24 protein-coding genes are annotated in these 23,034 nt (G+C 46.8%); all 24 read right to left on the bottom strand.

Translation table 11 applies throughout. From position 1 onward, the window contains the following. Positions 1-35: 35 nt before the first annotated feature. The gene (gene rseP, locus ADS79_RS12985) at positions 36-1,304 is read right to left on the bottom strand and encodes an RIP metalloprotease RseP (RefSeq protein WP_049738807.1); all 1,269 of its coding nucleotides are present in this window, start codon (positions 1,302-1,304) and stop codon (positions 36-38) included. A gap of 44 nt (positions 1,305-1,348) precedes the next feature. Next, positions 1,349-2,497, bottom strand: a complete 1,149-nt coding sequence (locus tag ADS79_RS12980; RefSeq protein ID WP_049738806.1) for a 1-deoxy-D-xylulose-5-phosphate reductoisomerase — start codon at positions 2,495-2,497, stop codon at positions 1,349-1,351. Positions 2,498-2,539: 42 nt separating this feature from the next. Next, entirely contained in the window at positions 2,540-3,325 is a 786-nt protein-coding gene (locus ADS79_RS12975) for a phosphatidate cytidylyltransferase (RefSeq protein ID WP_049738805.1), read from the bottom strand. A gap of 17 nt (positions 3,326-3,342) precedes the next feature. Next, positions 3,343-4,113, bottom strand: a complete 771-nt coding sequence (locus tag ADS79_RS12970) for an isoprenyl transferase (RefSeq protein WP_049738804.1) — start codon at positions 4,111-4,113, stop codon at positions 3,343-3,345. 66 nt (positions 4,114-4,179) lie between these two features. Next, complete coding sequence (gene frr, locus ADS79_RS12965; RefSeq protein ID WP_049738803.1) at positions 4,180-4,737, bottom strand: ribosome recycling factor; 558 nt, start codon at positions 4,735-4,737, stop codon at positions 4,180-4,182. A 2-nt stretch (positions 4,738-4,739) separates the two neighbouring features. Continuing rightward, the gene (gene pyrH, locus ADS79_RS12960) at positions 4,740-5,462 is read right to left on the bottom strand and encodes a UMP kinase (protein ID WP_049738802.1); all 723 of its coding nucleotides are present in this window, start codon (positions 5,460-5,462) and stop codon (positions 4,740-4,742) included. A 159-nt stretch (positions 5,463-5,621) separates the two neighbouring features. Continuing rightward, positions 5,622-6,509, bottom strand: coding sequence for a translation elongation factor Ts (tsf, locus tag ADS79_RS12955; RefSeq protein ID WP_049738801.1), 888 nt, complete (start codon positions 6,507-6,509; stop codon positions 5,622-5,624). Between the two features lie 340 nt (positions 6,510-6,849). After that, positions 6,850-7,566, bottom strand: coding sequence for a 30S ribosomal protein S2 (gene rpsB / locus ADS79_RS12950; protein WP_049738800.1), 717 nt, complete (start codon positions 7,564-7,566; stop codon positions 6,850-6,852). A gap of 300 nt (positions 7,567-7,866) precedes the next feature. Further along, a complete protein-coding gene (locus ADS79_RS12945; RefSeq protein WP_236699967.1) occupies positions 7,867-8,532 on the bottom strand; it encodes a DNA polymerase III subunit gamma/tau in 666 nt (221 codons plus the stop codon). Further along, on the bottom strand, positions 8,525-9,037 hold the full coding sequence (locus ADS79_RS12940) for a sigma factor-like helix-turn-helix DNA-binding protein (protein ID WP_049738798.1): 513 nt from the start codon (positions 9,035-9,037) through the stop codon (positions 8,525-8,527). The genes ADS79_RS12945 and ADS79_RS12940 overlap by 8 nt, the downstream gene beginning before the upstream one ends. 42 nt (positions 9,038-9,079) lie before the next feature. Continuing rightward, positions 9,080-9,424, bottom strand: coding sequence for a hypothetical protein (locus ADS79_RS12935; RefSeq protein WP_049738797.1), 345 nt, complete (start codon positions 9,422-9,424; stop codon positions 9,080-9,082). A gap of 45 nt (positions 9,425-9,469) precedes the next feature. Beyond that, positions 9,470-10,888, bottom strand: a complete 1,419-nt coding sequence (locus ADS79_RS12930; protein WP_236699966.1) for a DUF342 domain-containing protein — start codon at positions 10,886-10,888, stop codon at positions 9,470-9,472. Positions 10,889-10,920: 32 nt separating this feature from the next. After that, positions 10,921-11,709 carry a FliA/WhiG family RNA polymerase sigma factor gene (locus ADS79_RS12925; protein WP_049738796.1) on the bottom strand — a complete coding sequence of 263 codons (789 nt, stop codon included), beginning with the start codon at positions 11,707-11,709 and terminating at the stop codon, positions 10,921-10,923. A 16-nt stretch (positions 11,710-11,725) separates the two neighbouring features. Continuing rightward, positions 11,726-12,106 (bottom strand): hypothetical protein, encoded by a 381-nt coding sequence (locus ADS79_RS12920; RefSeq protein ID WP_049738795.1) that lies wholly within the window; start codon positions 12,104-12,106, stop codon positions 11,726-11,728. A gap of 2 nt (positions 12,107-12,108) precedes the next feature. Continuing rightward, positions 12,109-12,594, bottom strand: coding sequence for a chemotaxis protein CheD (locus ADS79_RS12915; protein ID WP_049738794.1), 486 nt, complete (start codon positions 12,592-12,594; stop codon positions 12,109-12,111). Beyond that, positions 12,581-13,207, bottom strand: coding sequence for a chemotaxis protein CheC (locus ADS79_RS12910; protein WP_049738793.1), 627 nt, complete (start codon positions 13,205-13,207; stop codon positions 12,581-12,583). Before ADS79_RS12910 ends, ADS79_RS12915 begins: the two co-directional genes overlap by 14 nt. Positions 13,208-13,211: 4 nt before the next feature. Beyond that, positions 13,212-13,688 (bottom strand): chemotaxis protein CheW, encoded by a 477-nt coding sequence (locus ADS79_RS12905; RefSeq protein WP_049738792.1) that lies wholly within the window; start codon positions 13,686-13,688, stop codon positions 13,212-13,214. Between the two features lie 15 nt (positions 13,689-13,703). Further along, on the bottom strand, positions 13,704-15,731 hold the full coding sequence (locus tag ADS79_RS12900) for a chemotaxis protein CheA (RefSeq protein ID WP_049738791.1): 2,028 nt from the start codon (positions 15,729-15,731) through the stop codon (positions 13,704-13,706). A gap of 20 nt (positions 15,732-15,751) precedes the next feature. Then, entirely contained in the window at positions 15,752-16,852 is a 1,101-nt protein-coding gene (locus ADS79_RS12895) for a protein-glutamate methylesterase/protein-glutamine glutaminase (RefSeq protein WP_049738790.1), read from the bottom strand. 33 nt (positions 16,853-16,885) lie between these two features. After that, a complete protein-coding gene (locus ADS79_RS12890) occupies positions 16,886-17,749 on the bottom strand; it encodes a MinD/ParA family protein (protein WP_049738789.1) in 864 nt (287 codons plus the stop codon). A gap of 2 nt (positions 17,750-17,751) precedes the next feature. Then, complete coding sequence (gene flhF, locus ADS79_RS12885; RefSeq protein ID WP_049738788.1) at positions 17,752-19,098, bottom strand: flagellar biosynthesis GTPase FlhF; 1,347 nt, start codon at positions 19,096-19,098, stop codon at positions 17,752-17,754. Continuing rightward, the gene (gene flhA, locus ADS79_RS12880) at positions 19,095-21,137 is read right to left on the bottom strand and encodes a flagellar biosynthesis protein FlhA (RefSeq protein ID WP_049738787.1); all 2,043 of its coding nucleotides are present in this window, start codon (positions 21,135-21,137) and stop codon (positions 19,095-19,097) included. The genes flhF and flhA overlap by 4 nt, the downstream gene beginning before the upstream one ends. A gap of 18 nt (positions 21,138-21,155) precedes the next feature. After that, positions 21,156-22,253 (bottom strand): flagellar biosynthesis protein FlhB, encoded by a 1,098-nt coding sequence (gene flhB / locus ADS79_RS12875; RefSeq protein WP_049738786.1) that lies wholly within the window; start codon positions 22,251-22,253, stop codon positions 21,156-21,158. Then, positions 22,250-23,032 carry a flagellar biosynthetic protein FliR gene (gene fliR / locus ADS79_RS12870; protein ID WP_049738785.1) on the bottom strand — a complete coding sequence of 261 codons (783 nt, stop codon included), beginning with the start codon at positions 23,030-23,032 and terminating at the stop codon, positions 22,250-22,252. The genes flhB and fliR overlap by 4 nt, the downstream gene beginning before the upstream one ends. Positions 23,033-23,034: the final 2 nt, after the last annotated feature.

The raw sequence follows: 23,034 nt of genomic DNA, 5'->3' as shown, positions 1-23,034 counted from the left end.
TTAAACTTTTTCTGTTTTTCTACCGAGTAAGTACGTTATTGAAAGAACAACCGTTGCACATCGTTCCAGGTTACTACCAAAATGAGCAGCATCAAAAACGCAAAGCCCAAGAAATGGACCATTCCTTCTTTATGCGGGTCAATCGGGCGTCCACGCAAAGCTTCTACAGCCAGGAACGCTAGACGTCCGCCATCCAGAGCCGGAAGCGGCAACAGGTTGAACAATCCTAGGTTAATACTGAGAACAGCAGCCCATTTCATCAAGATCGCCATGCCTTGCTGTGCGAACTCTCCAGTCATCTTGAAAATCCCCACAGGACCACTCAAATCATTCAATCCAACAGCGCCTGTAAAGAGCATGCCTAAGCTTTTCAAAATCATAACCGTAAATTCGTAGGTAGACGACACTCCGTATTTTAGCACTTCTCCAGGAGCATATGTGAGTGAATTCGTTACCATGATCTTGCCGATGTTATTTTCGTCTTTTCCTACTTTTACAGGGACCGTACTCACTTTTCCATTTCGCTCATATTCAAACGTCAATTCCTTGTCAGGAGCTTGACTAATGATTTGAACGACGTCTTTCCAAGTAGATACGGATTGCCCTTGAATAGCAACGACCTTGTCCCCTTCCATGAGTCCAGCTTGAGCAGCAGGTCCTCCTGCTCTCACCTCTCCAAGATACGTGCCATTCGGAACCCCGTACATAAGACCGATCATTACAAACAACAAGAAAGCCAGCAGGAAGTTGGCAAATGGTCCGGCAAAAATCGCCCAGAAGCGCTGAGATACTGTCTTCCCTTTGAACTGTCTATTCAATGGAGCAATCTGAACCTCTTGTCCATCACCCACTAATTGTGCTTGCGGATGAACGGAATACGTGCGCTGTTCTCCATCGATTTCAAGCGTCAAGCTAAGTGCCTGCTCCAAATCAAAACGCACGACAGTACCCGAAATTGCTCGTTCTGAACCTGCATTCGGCCCATCTAACAGGATATGTGTCACCTTTCCAACCGCATCACGCTCAATACTTACTTCCATGTGCGGCTTGAGCATATCCATTTCCGGATCTTCACCCGCCATACGGACTAACCCTCCAATGGGGAGAAGACGAAGGGTATATTCCGTTTCACCACGCTTCACGCGAAAAATCTTGGGACCCATTCCAAGCGCAAATTCCCGACAAAGTATTCCAGCCCTTTTGGCCAGAAGGAAGTGACCCAGTTCGTGCACGAATACGAGTGCCCCAAAAACAACTACTATCGCGAGAATTGATTCAACGGAATCCAGATTGGGAAAAGGCAAGTGAACAGCCACCTTTCTTTCAAGTATCTAAGCTCATATCCTTCTTAAACGAATACGAGCGCCTGCGAGCGTGCCCACTTATCTGCAGCAAAAATCTCCTCCAGCGAAGGGTCTTGAATGCCTTGATGGGCTTCACATGTTTTGCTCACGATTGTTTCGATGTCAAGAAATCCAATTGAGCCTTTCAAAAACAAATCGACAGCTACTTCATTGGCTGCATTCAGTACAGCCGTGTAAGTCCCGCCAGCATTGCCACACTCATAGGCCAATTTTAACAGAGGGTATCGGTCAAAATCCATGGCAGCGAAGTGAAGAGTGCCCACTTTGACTAAATCAAGTGGCTCTGTGGGCAAAGACATTCTGCCAGGATAACTCATCGCATACTGGATCGGAACCTTCATGTCCGGTGTGCCCAATTGAGCCATTACCGCTCTGTCTTTATATTCTACCATAGAGTGTATGATGCTTTCATAATGGAGCACGCATTCAATTTTCTCATAAGGAAGATCAAATAGCCAATGTGCCTCAATGACTTCGAAGCCTTTGTTCATCATCGTAGCAGAGTCAATCGTGATTTTTGCCCCCATACTCCAATTGGGATGGGCCAGTGCTTGTTCAACCGTTACATGCCCCAGTTCTTCACGGGATAAATGACGGAAGGAGCCTCCGGAAGCAGTCAGCAAGACACGTTCTACATCCTGCCTACGCTCTCCTTGCAAGCATTGAAACACGGCAGCGTGTTCACTATCTACCGGGATGAGCTGGACGCCTTTTTCTTTTGCCTTTTTCATGACAACCGGTCCGGCGCAAACCAAAGTTTCTTTGTTGGCAAGTCCAATTGTTTTCCCTGCTTCAATAGCTGCCAAAGTCGGGGCAACACCTACACTCCCGACTACAGCTGTCATCACAAAATTCGCTTCCTCATATCGGGCAACCTGCTCAAGCCCGTCCATACCATAAACAATCTCTGGTTTCACCTGACTACCTAGGCGTTCTTTCAGTGCAAATGCTGCTTGTTCACTCCCTACCGAAACAAGCTCTGGACGAAACTTGACAACTTGCTTTGCCAGCAAGTCCACGTTGGTTCCAGCAGCCATCGCCACCACAGAAAATTCCTGCGGATGCTCCTCGACTACTTCCAGTGTATTTGTTCCGATAGAACCTGTAGAACCTAAGAGTGCTATTCGTTTCACTGACTTCACCTTCTATATCTCTTTCTATATATGCAACAGGTTTCAGACGATACCTAGCAGATGCAAAACCGGAAAAACGAGTAAAAAACTATCGAAGCGATCCAGAACGCCCCCATGTCCGGGTATGAGCTGTCCTGAATCTTTTACGTGAAAATGACGCTTAAACGCTGATTCCACCAGATCTCCCAATTGACCAACTATCCCTGCAACAAAGGCGATTGTCAATGCCTCTGAAAGTGTCAGATTGCCGAAGATAGCATTTACTCCGAGTACAACGATGATCGAAGCCAGCAAACCACCGATGGAACCCTCAATCGTCTTGTTGGGACTGATTTCTGGCCAGAGCTTGCGTTTTCCGATCGCTTTTCCGACAAAATAGGCACCAGAATCGGTCGACCAGATTGCCAGAATGACGAGAACGGTCAGCATAAAGCCTTCTGGAAGATTGCGTGCAGCGGCCATATACGTAAATCCATAACCTATGTATAACGCCCCCACCAATGTAAGGGCGATGTGTTCAATGTGAAACTGATTTTTCCGTAAAACGGAGTAAATCAACAAGAGAAGGAGAACCGGCAACATCAGATCCGGCATACTGATGTTTAACCAGCTTGAAAATGCGAGTGACGGCCATAAAATGCTCGCCAACAGCACATATCCAAGTATCCCTGCTGCATGTAATGGCTGGAGGCCAGCCATCCTCATAAATTCGAACAGGCCAATGACAGCCAGTAAAAAAACCAATAGTGAGTACCAGGCTCCTCCAACATAAATTAAGAGAAGAAAGCCCGCCCCACCAATCAGGCCAGTAATTATTCGTTGCTTCAACTGATTCCACCTCTCGGCTATACCGCCCCGTAGCGACGAGCTCGGCCTTGGTACTCCACAATCGCTTGGTAAAAGTGTTCACGGGAAAAATCAGGCCAAAGAACATCCGTAAACCACAATTCCGTGTAGGCCAATTGCCATAGCATGAAGTTGCTTAAGCGAATCTCACCACTAGTGCGTATCAAGAGGTCAGGGTCGGGAATATCGCTTGTGTACAGGTAGCGGGAAATAACTTCTTCATCCAGCTTCTCAGGGTCGAGTTCGCCCGCTTTTACTTGGGACGCCATCATCGAAAATGCTTTTACAATTTCGTCTCGTCCTCCGTAATTCAAGGCAAAATTGAGTTGCAGACCAGTATTGTCCTGGGTTCGCTCTTCCGCTTCAATTAATGCTTTTAACGTGTGAGACGGCAATTCGTCCTTGCTTCCTAACATACGGATTCGCACGTTACGTTCAATTAATTCTTTTAATTCTGTCGACAGAAACTCCTGCGGAAGCTTCATGAGAAAATCGACTTCGTCTCTTGGGCGCTTCCAGTTTTCGGTAGAAAAAGCGTACATGGTTACATAGCGAACTCCTAAATCGTCTGCAACCTTGACTACTTCCTTTACCGTTTTCATTCCTGCCCGGTGCCCGGCGACCCGGGGTAAATTGCGCATATTGGCCCAACGACCATTCCCATCCATAATAATCGCAACGTGTTGCGGAATTTTGCCGCTACGATCCAATTCTTCTGGTATTGGTTGAGTCTCTTTGCGGGCCCATTTGCGCGCCAGATGTTCTAACATAAAGTGTTCCCCCGTAATGAGAGATATAGACGTACATCCCCCTCACTTGAGGGGGATAACCTTGTATTACACTTCCAAGATGTCTTTCTCTTTATCCTTAACGATCTTATCGACTTCTGCAATAAATTTATCGGTAGTCTTTTGGATGCTTTCTTGATGACGACGAGATTCGTCCTCGGAAATGGTCGCTGCCTTTTCCAATTTCTTAATGTCGTCGTTAGCATCACGGCGGATGTTGCGAATCGCAACCTTGCTGTCTTCTCCGCTTTTTCCTGCTAATTTAACTAAATCCTTACGGCGTTCTTCTGTCAGCGGCGGGATTACCATCCGGATGACCACGCCATCGTTGGAAGGAGAGATACCCAGATCAGATTGTTGAAGAGCACGATCAATTTCTTTCAGCGCTGCTTTATCCCATGGCTGAATAATCAACATCCGTGGCTCAGGAACGCTAATATTGGCTAACTGGCTAATTGGCGTTGGTGAACCATAGTAGTCAACCAGTACGCGATCCAGCATCGCTGGATTCGCACGACCAGCACGGAGGCTGGAAAGGTCTTTTTTCAATGTATTGATCGCTTTGTTCATGCGATCTTCCATGTCTTTCAGCACGGATTGTGGCATGATTATTCCCCCTTAACCAGAGTACCGATTTTGTCGCCCATGACTGCGCGGCGAATATTGCCTTCTTCGGAAATGTTAAAGACGATGAGTGGAATACTGTTGTCCATACACAAGCTAGATGCGGTGGAATCCATCACACCCAAACCTTTGTTCAGTACTTCCAGGAAAGTCAACTGGTCATACTTTTCAGCGGTCGGATCAAGACTCGGGTCTGCTGAATAAACCCCATCTACCTTGTTTTTTGCCATCAGGATGACTTCTGCTTCGATCTCAGCTGCTCGCAGAGCTGCTGTAGTATCGGTTGAGAAGTATGGATTACCTGTACCCGCTGCAAAGATGACGACACGCATCTTTTCCAAATGACGAATCGCTCTACGGCGTATGTATGGTTCCGCAACCTGTCTCATTTCAATCGAAGTTTGAACACGTGTTGGGACGTTCACCTTTTCCAACCCATCCTGCATGGCGAGTGAGTTCATAATCGTTGCCAGCATTCCCATGTAATCGGCTGTTGCCCGATCCATTCCTTTGGAGCTGCCGGAAAGTCCGCGCCAGATATTACCTCCTCCGACGACTACTGCGACTTGTACACCCAACTCTACGATTTCCTTGATCTGGTTCGCAACGGAAAAAATCACCTTCGGGTCAATACCGTACCCGAGTTCTCCCGCCAGTGCTTCCCCACTCAACTTTAACACAACCCGTTTATAGGCAGGAAGTGGCATGTGAAACGGCCTCCATTCATGAATCATTCTCTATACCTAGTGCGCAATCCTTCTCACGTTTGAAAGCACACTTGCTTTTTACATGCAGAGAGTTTCACATGGTGTGAAACTCTCGCTTTTGAAAATAGGGAACACGGAGGTGTTCCCTATAAATCAATATTATTGCTTATTTACTTGCGCCATAACTTCAGCTGCGAAGTCTTCTTGCTTCTTCTCGATACCTTCGCCTACTTGGAAGCGAGCGAATTCTTTCAAGGATGCACCTGCCTCTTTCAACAAAGCAGATACTTTCTTGTCTGGATCTTTAACGAATGGTTGTTCAACCAGTACGTACTCTTCGAAGAATTTGGAGAGACGGCCTTCCACCATTTTTTCAACGATGTTTGCAGGCTTGCCTTCTGCCAGTGCTTGGTTCTTCAGAACTTCACGTTCGCGCTCGATCTCATCAGCAGAAACCTCTTCACGGTTAGCGAAGCGTGGGTTAGACGCTGCTGCGTGCATTCCCAGGTCTCTTGCCAAAGTATCATCTTGCGTACCTTCGAGTGTTACCAGAACACCGATTCTTCCGCCCATGTGCAGGTAAGCACCGAAAGCGCCAGCATCTGTTTTTTCGGAAAGAGCGAAACGACGGAAAGAGATGTTTTCTCCGATCGTGGAGATTTTTTCATTGATGACATGAGCGAGAGTCTCGCCAGCACCTTTGAACGGTTGTTCCAGAGCTTCCTCTACATTTGCAGGACGCTGGGAAACTACATGCTCAGCGATGTCTTTAACAAGTGTTTGGAACTCAGGGTTTTTCGCAACGAAGTCTGTCTCGCAGTTTACTTCTACTACAGCTGCTACGTTACCAGCAACAGCAGTTGCTGTCAGACCTTCAGCCGCAATACGACCGGATTTTTTCGCTGCTTTTGCAATTCCGCGTTCACGGAGCAAGTCGATTGCTTTTTCCATGTCTCCGCCAGTTTCTTCCAACGCACGTTTGCAATCCATCATTCCTGCGCCTGTGCGCTCACGTAGTTCTTTAACCGATTGTGCACTAATTGCCATTTGGTTAAACCTCCTAAGGAAAGTTACGATCTCATTATAATGTAGATAGAAGCATTCTGTTAAGAAAACGTTTCAGCAACCTCTATTGTTTGCTGATTTCGGAGAAGGATTCTCCGCGTCCAAAACTGCAGCAGCACTTATACAGGATAAGAATGTTAGCCATGCCATCCTGTATAAGAAACCCTTTGTTGAGACTTCCTCCAAAGAGGAGCGACCGCGTTTTAGCGGAAGGTTATTCTTGCTAAATCAGGATGTAGATACGTGAAGTCTATACTTTCTGATTTAGTAAAAAAGGGTGGACAGGGGTTCTGACACCCTCAGTCCACCCTTTTACACTTGCTTACGCAGTTGTTGTTGTAGTAGCTTGTTGCTCTGTACCTTGGTTACCCTCTTGCAGAGCATCTGCCATTTTCGCAGTCAAGAGCTTAACTGCGCGGATAGCGTCATCGTTACCTGGGATCACGTAGTCGATCTCATCTGGATCGCAGTTCGTGTCTACAATTGCAACGATTGGGATACCCAATTTGCGAGCTTCTGCAACAGCGATGCGCTCTTTACGAGGATCGATAATGAACAGAGCATCTGGAAGTTTATCCATATGAGCGATACCGCCCAAGAATTTCTCCAAGCGATCCATTTCTTTGCGAAGAACGATTACTTCTTTCTTCGGCAATACTTCGAAAGTACCGTCTTGTTCCATACGTTTCAGATCAGCCAGGCGACCTGTACGTTTTTTGATTGTGCTGAAGTTAGTCAAAGTACCACCCAACCAACGTTGGTTGATGAAGTAGTGACCTGTACGTTCAGCTTCTTCTTTAACGGATTCTTGTGCTTGTTTCTTCGTACCTACGAAGAGCACTTTACCGCCGTCTTGAGCGAGTTCACGAACAAAGTTGTACGCTTCCTCTACTTTTTTAACGGTTTTTTGCAGGTCGATAATGTAGATTCCGTTACGTTCGGTGAAGATATAGCGAGCCATTTTCGGGTTCCAGCGACGAGTTTGGTGACCGAAGTGAACACCAGCTTCGAGCAACTGTTTCATCGAAATTACTGCCATATTTCACACCTCCTTCAAAAATGGTTTTTTTGATGCGTACCTCCGCCACACCGCATGTTCCAAGCAATTCTGCCATAGGCAGCACCATTACCGGAATTGGTGGACGTGCGATTTCAACACCGTTATTGAATATATCATATGGAACTTTCAATTGCAACAAACAACTACCATTTTTTTCGTAAAAAAACCTCTGCCGAGGCTTCCACAGGGAGGAGCGACCGCGTTTAGCGGAATGCTTTTATGCGCTCCAGAATTTATAAGCTTCGTGCTTACCAATTCTTACGCATTAAAAAATCCGCCTTATTTCTTAGGCGGAGTAGTTATCAGGGTCGCGATCTCCGCTTCTGTAGCAGAGTCACTCACTTCGTATGTACCTACACGGATTCGATTCAGCTTGTTTTGTGACCGCAGCTGATCGACGAATTTATTATCAGCAGGAAGAACCCCTTCGTCCACGAGAATACGCGCCACCTGTTCAGCAGTGGCTTTATATGGAACGGTAAAGGAATGCTTTTTTTCCACCACTTTTGGCGTCTCTACAATCGGTGCTGTAGGTGTCTGCGTCGTTGCAGGCGCAGTGGTACCTGTCGTCCCGGCAGGTGACTGTGCTTGCGTTTGTGTGACAGCCGCTCCAGCAGCTTTGGGAGGTGTTGTTTGATCAACCGTTGCCTTTTCTGGTGCTTCTGGAGAATTTGTCTGAGGCTTTGACGTTTGCTCCAGGGAAGGCGTCTTTGGGGCTTTCGGAGCGGTTGGTGTAGGCTGCACACTTACTTTCTTCTCCTGCTGCCATTGCTCATACTCATCTGGCGTGAGGATGACCATTTGCATTTCCTCAGCAGATTTCTTGATTTGCTCTTTCGTAATAACGGGAACCAACTCCGTTTCTCTTGACGAAAGCACACCTAAAACGGAAGTTGCGACAAGCAGACCAGCACCAAAACCGAACAACAGTTCTTTTTTACGCATCTGCTTGACCTCTTTCATTTTTTGCAGCTAATGAAAATATCAAATCGATTTCTCCACGACCTGCTCCAAGTCTTTTCGCAATTTCATCGTAGGACAGACCTTCTTTGCTGAGCTCAAACGCACGACGATAACGCTCCCGGAGTGCAAGCATGTCTACTTCCGCGACTGGCTCACTCGTTAAAACCGGCTCGCTCTTAAGAGGCGGATCAATCATTTGAGACCGTTCTGATCCTTGCTTTTCTAACTGGTCAATCCGTTTACGAAGCTGCTGCACTTCCTGTAACAAATCCGCACGGGTATCTTGAACGTCAGCAGACAACCGCTCATGTTCCTGCTTCAGTTGTCTGCTGATTTTTTGCATGTCTTTTTCCAGCTCTGCTTTGTCTATCGAGCGATGTGTTTGTGTCGCAGAATCGGAATCAATAGGTGACTTCCTTTGGATAAACAAGGCAAGTATCATGCTAATGATTCCTGCTCCGATCAGGATGGGGTACACTACTTCCATGTTGGTCACCTTTATTTCTGGCTTATCTTTTCCTATCCTTCATTATAACGATATATCAATAAAACGTCCGCGCATCGGGTCTCTCATCGAGATCGTTGAAGCAGAAGAGGTGCTATCACCTGATCCAGCTTCCTTCTCTTCCTCTGATGAAGAGGCGGATTGCTCAAAGCCACCCTTGCCCTTTCTTTGCTCCCGCTCGCGAATCTGATTTTTCTGTGTAGGATCCACGTCGTGTGGACGCTGACGCAAGTGCTCATCCAGTTCCCGTCGCTGATTGATCATGGATTGTTGTTCATGCATGGTGCGCTGCTGTTGTTGCTCTTGTATGCGCGTAACTTCTAGTGTGCGGGGCAAAGCAACCTGTAACTCAATCGTTTTTAAACTCATCAGGCTACACCTCTCTTACCCACCATTCTAGCACTCGATTGCTTTTTAAAGGAGGGTTGTGCTGCTGATTTCTCCGTCAATCACCATGAATCGGGTACGCGCATACTCATGCTTGATAAAATGGACAAGCTTGCCAAACGTCATTTTGATCCCGGGATACATGACGTGATAAGCGTCAACCGCTGCGGGACCTTCTCCTAACAGTTCGGCTTCTACATCCTTTTTTCGGGATTCTAGAGCCTTGCTCTCTTTTTCAAGCACTAAACGGGTATTCGTCAGTTTAATTTGCATGACTCGTTTTTCAGGTGGCAGCTCTCCCGTTACCTGCAAAATTTGATTGAGCACGCCAAGACCCTGATCCGTTTTACGCAAATTTTCATACACGTCTTGCAATTCTTTTTGCAGCGATGCGAGCTCTTGACGCAGCTCCGGCTTGACACCTACCTCAAGCACCGTAGGCGTCGCACTGTTATTGCCAAAAATACGTGCCCCAATTTTCTCGCCGGCTTGCAGTACACCACCGATAATAATGCCTTTTGCGCCTTTGCAAATAATTTGTTTCCCTGCGCGAACATTAGAGAACATGATGCTTTGAGTCACAATAATTTGATTGGCTGCTGTCACATTGGCATTTTGAATAAAGGAAGTCCGGATATCATGCCCAGCAACAATCGAACCCTTATCCTGAGCTACAATTCCACTTTTGATTTCAATGGAGCCTCCAGCGTCCAGCTCTGCGCCTTCCACACTGCCCAAGACACGTATGTCACCAGAAGCTTTTACACGAAATCCATTCAATACGTTCCCGCGAATGACCACCGTTCCCACGAAATCAATGTTGCCAACACCAAAATCGACATCCCCGTTTACTTCAAACACGGGAAACACATTCATCTTATCCTGATCCGTAAAAGAAACCTGTCCATCCATTGCTGCATAGATCATGGTTCGCTCTGGATTCTGCACTACATTTTTTCCAGGCTTCAAGATAACTTCCTTGCCGGCTTTGGGAGCGATGGGCTCTCCGGTAACGGTTTTTCCTGGTTGACCTTGTCCAGCCGGTATTTTTTTCGCCAACAACTGTCCTTTGACAACATTTGGTATGCTTGTCACGTTGTAAAAATCTACACGACCGTCTTCCAGCTCTTTCGGACCCGTGCCTGCCTCTATGGTTTTCAGATATGGATACTCAACGTATCCATCCTCTCCAACCACATGAGGCGAACCTGCTGCAATTGTTACAAATACATTGGCAAAGTTCGCTGGAGTCGTACATATCGCCTGAACAACTTCGTGTTTTATGCCGAAGCTCACCTTCTGTGCTTGAAGTGCTTTGAGCACATCACTTTCCATTACCACGATGTTATCAAGCTCAGTTTCATCTACTTTTAAAATAATTCCAGCTTCCAGCTTATCAGCAGACAGTTTGATCTCAAAACGATAATTACCGATCCCTTCCATCATTCTACCCCTCTCAAGATTGGGTATTGTCGTACCTACATCAATTGCGTCTTCCATCTGGATAACGCGGATCGGAGACGGAAAAGAGCCTTGGAATGCAGCTGTGATATACGCGATGGTGACAGACTCATGATTTCAGCAATTTCCGATAACGTCATCTCTTCAAAATAGAACAACGATACGACAAGGCGCTCTTTTTCAGGAAGTTTATCAATAACAGTAACCAAAACTTCCTTTAAACTTGTTACTTCTGCAACCGCTTCGGGACGTGGTGTAACTTCATCAACGATATAGGAATGCCTTGCTGTTTTTTGTTCATCCTCGTCACCGACTGCTTCATCTATAGAGACCATGGAGGCGAGGGACGTTTCCAAAAATACTTGTTGCAGGTCTTTTTCGCTTATCCCGAGATAATCCGAAACTTCTCGGTCGGTTGGCATGCGCAACATTTGCTGTTCCAAAGTGGTATACGCTTCTTCGATTTTTTTAGCCTTGTCCCGCACTGTCCGTGGAATCCAGTCATTCTCACGCAAACCGTCAATCATAGCTCCGCGAATACGCCACATCGCGTACGTTTCAAATTGCAGTCCACGGGTATGGTCAAACTTGGCTAGAGCATCTAAGAGACCAAAACGGCCGTAGCTAATCAAGTCATCCTTATCTACATTTGCAGGTAAATTAATCGCCAATCGATTCGCTACCTTGTCAACCAGCGGTAGAAAGCGCGTGATCAAATCAACTTCCGCCTCGCGACTGCCTTCTTGCTTCCACATAACCCATTTATCGAACTCTTTTGTTTTCTCTTGACTTGTTAGCCGTGCCACATTTAGTCACCAACCTTTACTCATCTGATAAGCGTCTAACGACCTCTGCAACGGTGGTGGGATCCTCAATTGGTTGAATCTTTTCCATCTTCGACAAGGAAAGTGGGGAAAACGATTCCTCTGGATCTTCCCGATTCGAATCCTGTTGAGGATTTTCCAGAGGAGCCACCGGCTCCCCTGACGCGGCTTCCCCTGCTTCACCAACGGGACTAGCGGTTGTATGCGTGATGATTGCAAGCACCCAGCGGATTGGAAATGCGGCGAGGAAAAAAACGGCGAATGCAATACCTGCTCGCACGAAGGAGACCAACCAAACATTACCCGCCCCAGCTGCTGCCAGCGTCACGATAAAAGCAAGCACTCCCAAGCCTAAATTAATCCAAATGGTTCCCAGCATACTTATACTTCCTTCACACCTTGATTTACCGTCCGGATTTGAAGTGTCCCATTCGTGGCATCCAGTTCTATAGTCCGACCGCAGTTTCCCCCTGTATCTTCAGCCACTATCTTTATATGGGCATCCTTCAAAGCCATCTTGCATGCTTCCACATTTCTTGGTCCGATACGCATTGTGTCGTTGTTTCCTAAAAAAGCGAACATCTGAGCGCCGCCAGCCAGCTTTGCCACGATATGGCGCGTCGATGCGCCAGCTTGCTCCATCAGTTGAATCAGGTGAGGAATAGCGGTATCCGCATATTTCCCTATAGATAGTTCCCCACTTTTTGCCAGAGATGATTCGGGCAGCATCACATGTGCCATGCCAGCAATTTTATGAGTGCTATCGTAGAGGACAACCCCTACGCATGAGCCTAAACCGGTGGTACGCAGCCGACTCGGAGGCTTTGCCACACCGAGATCGGCCATACCAATCTTAATAATCTCCATCAAACGGAACTCCTAGTGAATGAAATAGAATGGGTAGCGATTCTGGATCAGGAATCAGAAAAAAATTCCCCTTCACTTGCTCATTACCTTCGAAAAAGGCTGTGTCAATCGTGAGGGCAAAGTCACCCGCTTGACCCAACTCAATCAATCCATAGCTAAGAATGGCACCCGCCATATCTACAGCCAATGCAGGCACAGAAGGCTGTAGATTCAGCTTGGTTAAATCCGCCAACGATGAGAGGTAGGACCCGGTCAAAATGTTCCCGATTTCATGCAGAGCGGAGACCTCCAGATCTCCCCACTCATACACGTCCTTGTCAATCCCCGTGATCTGCAGAAGCAAATGCTTGGCAGAATCCAGGTCGAGGATAAAAAACATATTGCCCGGGCTGTCTCCTTCCACACGAAGGAAAACCGTTACCACTACCGTTTCCGCTCCACCTACACAATCAGCTACTTCATCGAACGGAATAATACTCACCTGTGGGACCTTCATATCGATTTCTTTTTGCATGAGCTTGGAGAGGGCTGTGGCGGCATGACCCGCACCGATATTCCCTATTTCGCGCAACACGTCAAATTGGAAATCCCCAAACTTGGTAAAATAGGCCATTTTCTTATCCCTCGATTGCGTCCAACTGCTTGATTTCCTCAGTGCTCAAAACTTTATCGAGATTCAACAGGATCAGTAACCTTCTATCCAGCTTTGCTACACCACGCAGGTAAGCGGCTTCGACTCCACCTACTACCTCTGGTGGCGGTTCGATTGCATTTACAGGAATGTCAATGACATCATTCGCTGCATCTACAATCAATCCAACCTCCAATTCGCCTACCGCAACGATGATGATGCGAGTTGCTTCGGAGTATTCGCTGTCTTCCAAGCCGAATCGATTGCGAAGGTCAATAATCGGAGTAACGACGCCACGCAGATTGATGACCCCTTTGACGAACTTCGGTGTACGTGGAACTCTTGTAATATGCTCCAGCTTCTCGATAGATTTTACTTGGTGCACCTCTACTCCGTACTCTTCATCCTTCAATCGGAACACGATCACTTTGACTTCGCTTACGATTTCTTTTTGATCGAGCATCTGGCTGCCCCTCCTCTACTTAATCAATGCATTGCAGTCAATAATGAGTGCGACTTGTCCATCACCCAGGATCGTAGCGCCTGAAATCGCAAATACATTGACCAGATATTTACCGAAAGATTTCAAGACGATTTCTTGCTGACCAATGAATGAGTCTACGACGAGACCAGCCATTTTTTCTCCCTTGCGCACGATGACCACAGCCACTTCGTCATCGTTTTGATTCCCGTTGCTCGGCACCTGAAAGATATCCTGAAGCGATACGAGAGGAACTACACGGCCTCGGAAATCGATTACTTTCTGACGGTGAGCCATCATGATCTGCTCTTTCTTGAAGACCGCCGTTTCGATAATTGAGCTCAGTGGAACCGCATATTTCTCATTTTGAACCTGTACTAGCATCGCGGAAATGATAGACAAGGTCAGTGGAAGCTGGATCAGGAAGGTTGTCCCTTGACCGCGTACAGAATCTACACCAACGCTACCACCAAGCGATTCGATCTTCGATTTGACGACATCCAGTCCTACGCCACGACCAGAAATGTCAGAGATCACATCTGCTGTACTAAAACCGGCAGCAAACAATAATTCATGAATTTGCTTGTCGCTCATGCTGTCTGCCATCGCTTGCGTCACGACGCCACGTTCGAGAGCCTTTTTCAGTACCTTTTCCTTGTTAATGCCAGCACCGTCGTCTTTTACTTCAATAAATACGTGGTTACCGCTATGGAACGCGCGAAGCTCAATCGTTCCTTCTTCTGGCTTGCCAGCCTTTTTGCGATCCGCTGGGGACTCGATGCCGTGGTCGAGTGAATTGCGCAGCAGGTGGTTGAGCGGATCGCCAATTTCGTCGATTACCGTACGATCAAGCTCGGTTTCTGCTCCGAAAATTTCCAAGTTCACTTTTTTGCTCAAGTCTTTCTGCAAATCACGAATCATACGAGGGAAGCGATTAAATACTTGCTCGACTGGAACCATGCGCATCGTCAGAATGATGTTTTGCAAATCGCCGCTGATTCGACTCATATGTTCAACCGTTTCCTGAAGCTCGCTCTTTCCAATCTCACGCGCCAACTGCTCAAGTCGGCCACGGTCAATGACCAGCTCACTAAACAGGTTCATGAGAATGTCTAGGCGATCGATATCCACGCGAATGGTCTTCCCACCTGCGCCCGTCTTTCTCGCTGCAGCGGGCCCTGCCTCTTGTGCTTTTTGTGGGGCAGGAGCAGCGGGCTCTTTTGCTACAGGAGCTTGCTGAACTTTTTCTTTGATCTGGATGGGTTCAACGATCGCATCCTGAATCTCGGAAATGTTTAGAATTACACTCTTGATTTTTTCGATTGGCTGCATCGTTACATAAGCGATTTCAAACGATTGTTCAAAACGCTCGTTTTCAATATCTTCAACAGATGGCTTCGTCTTAATTACTTCACCAAGCGACTCCAGCTGATCAAAAACCATGTACGAGCGAGCTGCTTTCAGCAAGCAGTTTTCGTTCAAAGTCACTTTAATCCACAAAGGCTGGTTGCCGAGTTCCTTGGATTGCTCCATAACCATAAGAGCATAATCATCCAGATCATACTCTTGGGCTTGCCCTGCATCTGCTGCTGGCGCTTCTGGCTCGGCAACCGCCGTCGCTGCGATTTCTTGTTCTACAGAAAAATCACCGGCTACAATCGCGCGGAGCTTTTTCACGGGAACAGATACATCCGCTGAACCGTCCCCACCCTCGGTAATGTCAATTACCATGCCTTCAATCAGATCGATACTTTGGAAAATGACATCCATAATGTCGCTGTTAATCGTCAATTTATCATTTCGGATGAGATCAAGAACATTCTCTGCTTCGTGGGTCAGACTAGCCATGTCCTCGAATCCCATCGTTGCGGACATTCCCTTTAGCGTATGGGCAGAACGAAAGATTTCTTTCACATGCGCAATATTGCTTGGATCGTTCTCGAGCAGCAACAAATTGGCGTTAATGGCTTGCAAGTGTTCTTTTGATTCTTCAATAAACATGTCCAAATACTGATTCATATCCATAGGTGATCCACCTCCCAAAATCAGTGCAAGAGCTTGCACAATACCTCTGGAATCTTGTCCAATGGAGCAATATGATCTGCGAGACCCGCTTGGATGGCTGCGCGAGGCATTCCATATACGACACAGCTCGACTCATCTTCGACAATACTCGCGACCGGCCCGATCTCTTTCATCAATTTCAGACCTTTTGTCCCATCATTTCCCATGCCTGTCATGATAATTGCCCATTTGTCTACATTTGTCAATCGACTGACGGACTCAAAAAGAATGTCTACTGAAGGTCTGTGTCCGCCTCGAGGCTCCTGTTGGTGTAAGTGGGCTTGCAAACGGCCATTTACTTGATGCACCTCGAAGTGATAGCCTCCTGGTGCAATATAAGCTGTTGATGGCTGCAAAACTTCGCCGTCGGTAACCTCCGTTACTCTAATCTGGCAGAGCGAGTCTAAGCGCTGCGCCAACGACTTTGTGAAACCGGCAGGCATATGTTGAACGATTGCAATCGGTGCTGGAAATTTCTCTGGGAGTTGGGTCAAAACCGTTTGCAATGCTTTTGGTCCACCTGTCGATGTGCCTAATACCACCAGTCTCGGTTTGCTCGTACCCGTTAGCCGTGTTATGAACGGAGCACTTGTCACAACTGGACGCGTTATCGGCTGAACCGGTGCTGGGCTAAGACTCGCAGGTTTGATCGCTTTTGCTTCCACTTTGCGAAATCTAGCTCTGGAAGTAGCAGCGGCCTTCACCCTTTCAATCAATCGATCGCCAACCTTATGGATGTCGAGCGAAATGGGACCAGATGGTTTTGTCACGAAGTCAAAAGCACCTAATTCCAATGCCTGGATGGTTGCCTCTGCCCCCTCACGCGTAAGACTGCTTAGCATGACAACAGGTATCGGATACTCGTGCATCAGCTTTTCCAAAGCATCGAGACCGTTCATGATCGGCATTTCAATATCCAGTGTAAGGACATCCGGGGCGAGCTCTTTGCACTTTTCAATGCATTCGAGACCGTTTTTGGCTCGATCAATCACTTCAATCTCAGAATCACTAGATAAAATATCAGAAATAACTTTACGCATGAATGCGGAATCGTCCGTGACCAGTACTCGAATTTTACTCAATCGAATGTCTCTCCTTTCCTACACCCTGTTGCCTTATCGAATGAAGTTTTTCAGCTTCGCAAGAAATCCTTTTAGTCCATTCGTCGAAAGATCAGTCATAGTCGAATTCTCCAGGTAGCAACCGACCAGATTCCGAATGCTCTTTGAGGCTTGCGCTTGCGGATATGTAAGTAGAAAAGGACGTTGCTGCTTCACTGCCTTGGATACTTGTGGATCGTCTGATACATACCCTAGCGTGTGAAGGTCCATATTCAAAAATCGTTTGGCTACCATTGCCAGTTTATCCGCAGTCATTTTTCCTTCGCGATCTGAGGTAACCCGATTGATGACCAATCTGATCGTGATTGCCGGATTGCGAGAGTGCAGCAATTTGATCACTGCATACGCATCAGTAATGGCTGGCGGCTCTGGAGTGGTGACCAGAATCACTTCATCAGAGGAGAGCATAAAGCGAATCGACTCGTTGGAAAAGCCAGCTCCTGTATCAAAAATGATGGTTTCTGCATAGCCTTGCAACGGATTCAGTTGTGTGAACAATCGATCCAGCTTTTCTTCATCCAACTGCATGATCTGTGTAAAGCCCGATCCGCCCGCTATAAATTCCAGTCCACCCGGCCCCTGTTCGATGATATCCCACACAGTGGTATTCGGTTCTAGCAGGTGGAACAGATGTTTTTTGGGGGTAATCCCCATCAAAACGTCCAGATTAGCCAGCCCGAGGTCAACATCGAAAAGCACTGTTTTATGCCCCTGCTCATTCAGACCGAGACCAAAGTTGAGACTGAAGTTTGACTTTCCTACTCCGCCTTTTCCACTCGTAACCGTAATCAGTTTGGTTTTTCGCTCATGGTTATTTTGCTGCATACGTTCTCGAAGTCTTTCTGCCTGATCGCGCATCCTCATTCTCCCATGATCATCGCTGCCACCATGTCTGGAGTGGCGAGAGCAATATCATCAGGCACATTTTGTCCTGTCGTAATGTAAGAGAGGTCAAGATTTGTATTCTGGCAAACATTCACGATGGAACCAAAGCTTTGCGTCTCATCCGCTTTGGTAAAAATAACGTGCTTCACTGGTACTTCTCCAAAGTTGTCGATGATTGCCTTCATATCGTTATATTTGGTTGAAAGGCTAAGTACCAGGTAATTCATGCTATTTGTACCCTGCTCGACGAGCTCGCGAATTCCTTGTACATACTCGTCATTACGGAAATTGCGCCCAGCTGTATCGACGAAAATCAGATCGCAATCACTTAACCTCTCCATCGCCTGCTGCATTTCCTTTGGAGAGAAGACAACCTCCATCGGAACGTTCAATATATTTGCGTACGTTTTCAATTGTTCGATAGCAGCCATCCGATACGTATCCGCAGTGATGAACCCGATTTTTCGTTTTTCCTTTAACATGCTGTTCGCCGCGAGCTTTGCGATCGTCGTCGTTTTGCCAACACCTGTCGGACCAAAAAAGAAGGCATATTGTACATTTCGATCTAATTTGGCTGATGCTTCTGTTCTCGGCTTCATCAGCTCAGAGATGATTCTGTGACATCCCACTTGCGCTTCTTCTTTCGTCCACTCATTGCCTGGCGCAGGCTTCGCCATCAGTTGACGAACGATTTCTGCAGTGAGCTCCTCCGTCACTTCTTGCTCTAGCAATCGCTTTCTTACATCTTGAATCGCTTGCGGAAGTTGTTGACTCAAATCGTTGACCAGCAGTTTTTGAAACATTTGCCGCATATCGCGTACTTCATTTGCAAGCACGTCATTTTGACCGATTGTGGAAGCCTCTCTTTTTATGGAGGCTTCCTCCACTGCCCTCTGCCTCGGTACATGCTGTTCCAGCGTAACGGCCGTCTCTTCGCGAAGCACCTGTTTTGCTTGTTCGGCGGTTACTGGTTGTTCCCATGTCGGCTGCTCCACAGCTGTGGACGTAGGTTTTTCAACCGCAGGTCGAGGAACGGTTGGTCTGCGATAGGCCTGCTGAGCGGTATACGTACCTGTTTGTGTCTGTGGTTTAGAGGAAACGTCCTTAGGTCGATCTGCTGCCGAGAAGCCCACGTCCTCACGCTGGGATGCTCTTTCATCCACTGCCGCGATTACTTCGATTTGCTGTTTGCTGAACATCCCGAAAAAGCCGCCGGATTTCACTGGTTTGGAATTTAAAATGACTGCATCCATCCCTAAATCCACTCTGATCTTTTCCATCGCTTCTGGCATTGTATCGACTAAGTAACGTTTTACTCTCACGAAATGTTCACCATCCCTACGCTTTGCACTTCAACATGTGGTTCCAACTCGCTGTAAGACAAGACAGGTACATCTGGCATCATCCGGTCAAGAAGCTGGCGCAAATACATCCGAATGGCAGGAGATGAAAGAATGATCGGCTGCTGACCAGAATTAATCATTTTTCCTACCTCTGTCGACATGATTTGGAAAATTCTCTGTGATGTTTCCGGGTCCATAGCGAGATAACTTCCTTGCTCAGATTGCTCGACGCGTTCTGAAATTACCTTTTCCAGACCTGCTCCTGCTGTCAATACTCGTAGCGGCTGTCCAGGCTCTGTAAATTGCAGCGTGATTTGTCTTGCCATCGCTTGTCTGACATACTCCGTTAACACATCCGGATCTTTTGTAAAGATAGCATGGTCTGCCAATGCTTCGAGAATGACTTGGAGATTGCGGACCGATACTTTTTCACGCAACAATTTTTGCAGCACTTTTTGTACATCGCCGATGGAAAGCATTCCAGGAATAAGCTCGTCTACCAATACTGGTGCCGTTTCCCTTACGTTGTCTACGAGAGAACGTGTCTCCTGACGTCCCAACAGCTCGTGTGCATGACGCTTGATGACTTCTGTCAGGTGCGTTGCAACGACGGACGGCGGATCAACTACTGTATACCCGGAGAGTTCAGCAATCTCCTTATTCTCTTCTGTTACCCATAAAGCAGGCAATCCAAACGCAGGTTCTACGGTTTCTATTCCAACAATCGAATCATCTTCGATTCCGGGGCTCATCGCCAAGTAGTGATCGAGCATAATCTCGCCCTTCGCTACCTGGTTGCCTTTGATTTTGATCATGTATTCATTCGGTCTAAGCTGGATATTATCGCGAATCCGGATGACCGGAACCACAATCCCCATCTCCAATGCAATTTGTCTACGGATCATGATCACGCGGTCAAGTAAATCCCCGCCTTGCTTCACATCAGCAAGCGGTATCAGCCCGTAGCCAAACTCGAATTCAATCGGATCAACCTGGAGAAGATTGACCACACTTTCAGGACTTCGAACTTCTTCAATTTGCTGTTCTTCCACATCGTCGGCTGATTTTTGAATCTCCAGGCGCTGTTTACGATCAAGCTTCCACGCCGCGAATGTCATAATGCCTGCTACAGGAGCAACCGGCAATAATCCAATCGGAGTAAACAGTCCCAAGAAGAACATGCATCCTGCAACGATATACAGCAGTCGCGGAAAGCTGAACATTTGACGAGCAATATCCTCACCCAGACCTTCTCCGGATGTCGAGCGGGTCACGATGATACCTGCTGCCGTCGAAATCAAAAGGGCAGGAATCTGGCTGACAAGCGCGTCACCTACAGACATCGTCGTAAAACGGGAAGCGGACTCAGCAAAGCTAAAACCATGAACGAGCATCCCGATGATGAAGCCACCAATGATATTGATAATAAAGATGATAATACCGGCAATAGCGTCCCCTTTTACGAACTTACTGGCACCATCCATCGCCCCGTAAAAGTCTGCTTCGTTCTCAATCTTTTTCCGCCTAGCCCTTGCATCAGCTTCTGTAATCATCCCTGCGTTCAAGTCAGCATCAATACTCATTTGTTTTCCGGGCATGGCATCCAATGTAAAGCGTGCTGCTACCTCTGCCACACGTTCGGAACCTTTCGTGATAACAATGAACTGGATGATGATCAAAATCAGGAATACAACAAAACCAACTACTTGATTTCCGCCTACAACAAAGCTTCCGAAGGTTTCAATTACCTTACCGCCTTCACCATGCGACAAAATGTTTCTTGTCGTCGATACATTCAGTGCCAGACGAAAGAGTGTTGTAAGGAGCAAGACCGTTGGAAAAATAGAGAATTCAAGGGTTTCCTTTGTGTACATGGACACCCGCAAAATGGTCAATGCAAGGGAGATGTTCAATATCAATAGTAAATCGAGCAGCTCCGAAGGGAGTGGGATTACCATCATGACCACAATGCTTATGACGAATAGGATCGTGCCTACTTCCTTGAATTTGAATCCCACTATTTATCCTCCTTCCTCTTATTTCGCTTTCCCCTGCAGCTTATATACGTACGCGAGAACTTCCGCGACCGCTTTAAACAACTCTTCGGGAATTTGTTGACCGATTTCAACCTGACTATAGAGAGCCCGGGCCAAGGGCTTGTTTTCCATCGTAATGATCCGGTGCTTTTTTGCCACCTCTCTTATTTTTAATGCAAGGTAGTCTTGTCCTTTGGCCACTACAGTGGGAGCACTCATCGCACTCGAATCATATCGGATCGCCACAGCAAAGTGCGTCGGGTTGGTAATAATGACATCCGCCTTGGGCAATTCTTGCATCATCCTGCGAATAGCCATACTTCTCTGCCTTTCGCGAATCTTCCCTTTGATGAGCGGGTCCCCCTCAGCCTGCTTGTGCTCGTCCTTTAGATCTTGCTTTGACATCCGCAAGTTCTTTTCATGTTCATAACGCTGGTACGCATAATCCAGGATTGCCAAGATAAATAACAGCAATCCGAGATATATTCCAAGCTTGGCAACCTCTGCTGCCGTAAAGGAAAGGACATTTCCTAGCGATTTTAACGATAGCTGTAAGATTTGTTCGATTTCGTTCCATAAAATGGTATACGCAACATAAATCCCAGCGCTGATTTTCAGAATCGACTTGAGCAATTCCACAATCGAACGCATGGAAAAGATTCTCTTTGCCCCTTTTATGGGATCTAGCTTTTCTAATTTCATTTGGAGTGCTTCTGTGCTGATATGCCAGCCTACTTGCATGTAATTGACTCCAAATGCGACCAAAAATGACAGGGCCAGTACAGGTCCTACGACTTTTACCGCTTCAAAAGCAACTTGAGTGACGATCATTTTCAGATTCTCTTCGTTTACCTGCCAAGTCGTATAGGTAGTCAATGACTCTCGCACCAGAGTTTGGAATGTACCCAGCATCGTAGATCCGAGCATCATCAGCAAAAAAAAGAATGCTGTCAAGGCAATACTCGCGGACAAATCCTGACTTTTCGCAACTTGTCCTTTTTTGCGAGCGTCTTGCTTTTTCTTCGGCGTCGCTTTCTCCGTCTTTTCCCCGTTGAAGAATTGAAGGTCAATCGGATAGGCAAACCTTATTTGCTTCATGGTGAGCCTCCGAGTGCTTTGATCATTTCGGCAAGTGCCCGGAACATATTTTCAAACAATCCGTTTAGTGTTAATAAAAATGCTGGCATTACGACGATAAGCAGCGAGAAGCTGGCAAGTAATTTTAGTGGCAATCCGACAACAAAGATATTAAACTGAGGGACGGATTTGGCGATAATACCTAGAGAGAGGTCTACTAGAAACAACGCCACCACAATCGGAGCAGCCATCATAAACGCGCTCAAGAACATGTTTTGAAAGACTTTTACTGCCATCATCATGACATTTTCACTGCCTATAGCAGCCCACATCTTATCAACAGGAATTACTTGATAGCTGCTCATAATCCCGCGGATCAGCATGTGATGTCCGTTAATACTGAAAAAATAAAGAACAGCCAGCATGTTTTTAAAGTTCCCGGTAATCGGAATGTAGGCACCCGTTTTCGGATCGATTACGTTTGCCATGGCAAGTCCCATTTGCATATCCATCATTCCACCGGCTACTTGAACGGCGATAAACATCATTTCACATATGTATCCCAGAATGAGCCCTACTAGTGCTTCCTTGATCACGTAAATGACAAAGGTCAAATCCATCGGAATCTGCGCTTGAACCGGCAGGTACTGAAAACTGATCAACGCCATTACAAAAGCGAGCGCAATTTTAAACTGATTTGGCACACCTCTAATGGAGAAAAAAGGTGCAGACACTACGAAAGCACTCATTCTCACAAACGTCAGCAAAAATATGGGCAGGTACATGAAAAAGAGATTCATAC

It is taken from the genome of Brevibacillus reuszeri (assembly GCF_001187725.1).
GTDB lineage: Bacteria > Bacillota > Bacilli > Brevibacillales > Brevibacillaceae > Brevibacillus > Brevibacillus reuszeri.
The sequence above is the reverse complement of the archived record's forward strand: the minus strand, read 5'-3'. Positions and strand labels throughout refer to the sequence as shown.

Bases quoted from the DNA above. Each gene is read 5' to 3' on its own strand.
- rpsB (WP_049738800.1), bottom strand. From the start codon at position 7,566: ATGGCAGTAATTTCGATGAAACAGTTGCTCGAAGCTGGTGTTCACTTC.
- ADS79_RS12945 (WP_236699967.1), bottom strand. From the start codon at position 8,532: ATGCGTAAAAAAGAACTGTTGTTCGGTTTTGGTGCTGGTCTGCTTGTC.
- frr (WP_049738803.1), bottom strand. From the start codon at position 4,737: ATGCCACAATCCGTGCTGAAAGACATGGAAGATCGCATGAACAAAGCG.
- flhB (WP_049738786.1), bottom strand. From the start codon at position 22,253: ATGAAGCAAATAAGGTTTGCCTATCCGATTGACCTTCAATTCTTCAAC.
- ADS79_RS12905 (WP_049738792.1), bottom strand. From the start codon at position 13,688: ATGCTCGATCAAAAAGAAATCGTAAGCGAAGTCAAAGTGATCGTGTTC.
- ADS79_RS12930 (WP_236699966.1), bottom strand. From the start codon at position 10,888: ATGATGGAAGGGATCGGTAATTATCGTTTTGAGATCAAACTGTCTGCT.
- ADS79_RS12890 (WP_049738789.1), bottom strand. From the start codon at position 17,749: ATGCGCGATCAGGCAGAAAGACTTCGAGAACGTATGCAGCAAAATAAC.
- ADS79_RS12940 (WP_049738798.1), bottom strand. From the start codon at position 9,037: ATGGAAGTAGTGTACCCCATCCTGATCGGAGCAGGAATCATTAGCATG.
- tsf (WP_049738801.1), bottom strand. From the start codon at position 6,509: ATGGCAATTAGTGCACAATCGGTTAAAGAACTACGTGAGCGCACAGGC.
- ADS79_RS12900 (WP_049738791.1), bottom strand. From the start codon at position 15,731: ATGGATATGAATCAGTATTTGGACATGTTTATTGAAGAATCAAAAGAA.
- ADS79_RS12935 (WP_049738797.1), bottom strand. From the start codon at position 9,424: ATGAGTTTAAAAACGATTGAGTTACAGGTTGCTTTGCCCCGCACACTA.
- ADS79_RS12970 (WP_049738804.1), bottom strand. From the start codon at position 4,113: ATGTTAGAACATCTGGCGCGCAAATGGGCCCGCAAAGAGACTCAACCA.
- ADS79_RS12920 (WP_049738795.1), bottom strand. From the start codon at position 12,106: ATGCTGGGAACCATTTGGATTAATTTAGGCTTGGGAGTGCTTGCTTTT.
- pyrH (WP_049738802.1), bottom strand. From the start codon at position 5,462: ATGCCACTTCCTGCCTATAAACGGGTTGTGTTAAAGTTGAGTGGGGAA.
- ADS79_RS12910 (WP_049738793.1), bottom strand. From the start codon at position 13,207: ATGGCCTATTTTACCAAGTTTGGGGATTTCCAATTTGACGTGTTGCGC.
- ADS79_RS12915 (WP_049738794.1), bottom strand. From the start codon at position 12,594: ATGGAGATTATTAAGATTGGTATGGCCGATCTCGGTGTGGCAAAGCCT.
- fliR (WP_049738785.1), bottom strand. From the start codon at position 23,032: ATGAATCTCTTTTTCATGTACCTGCCCATATTTTTGCTGACGTTTGTG.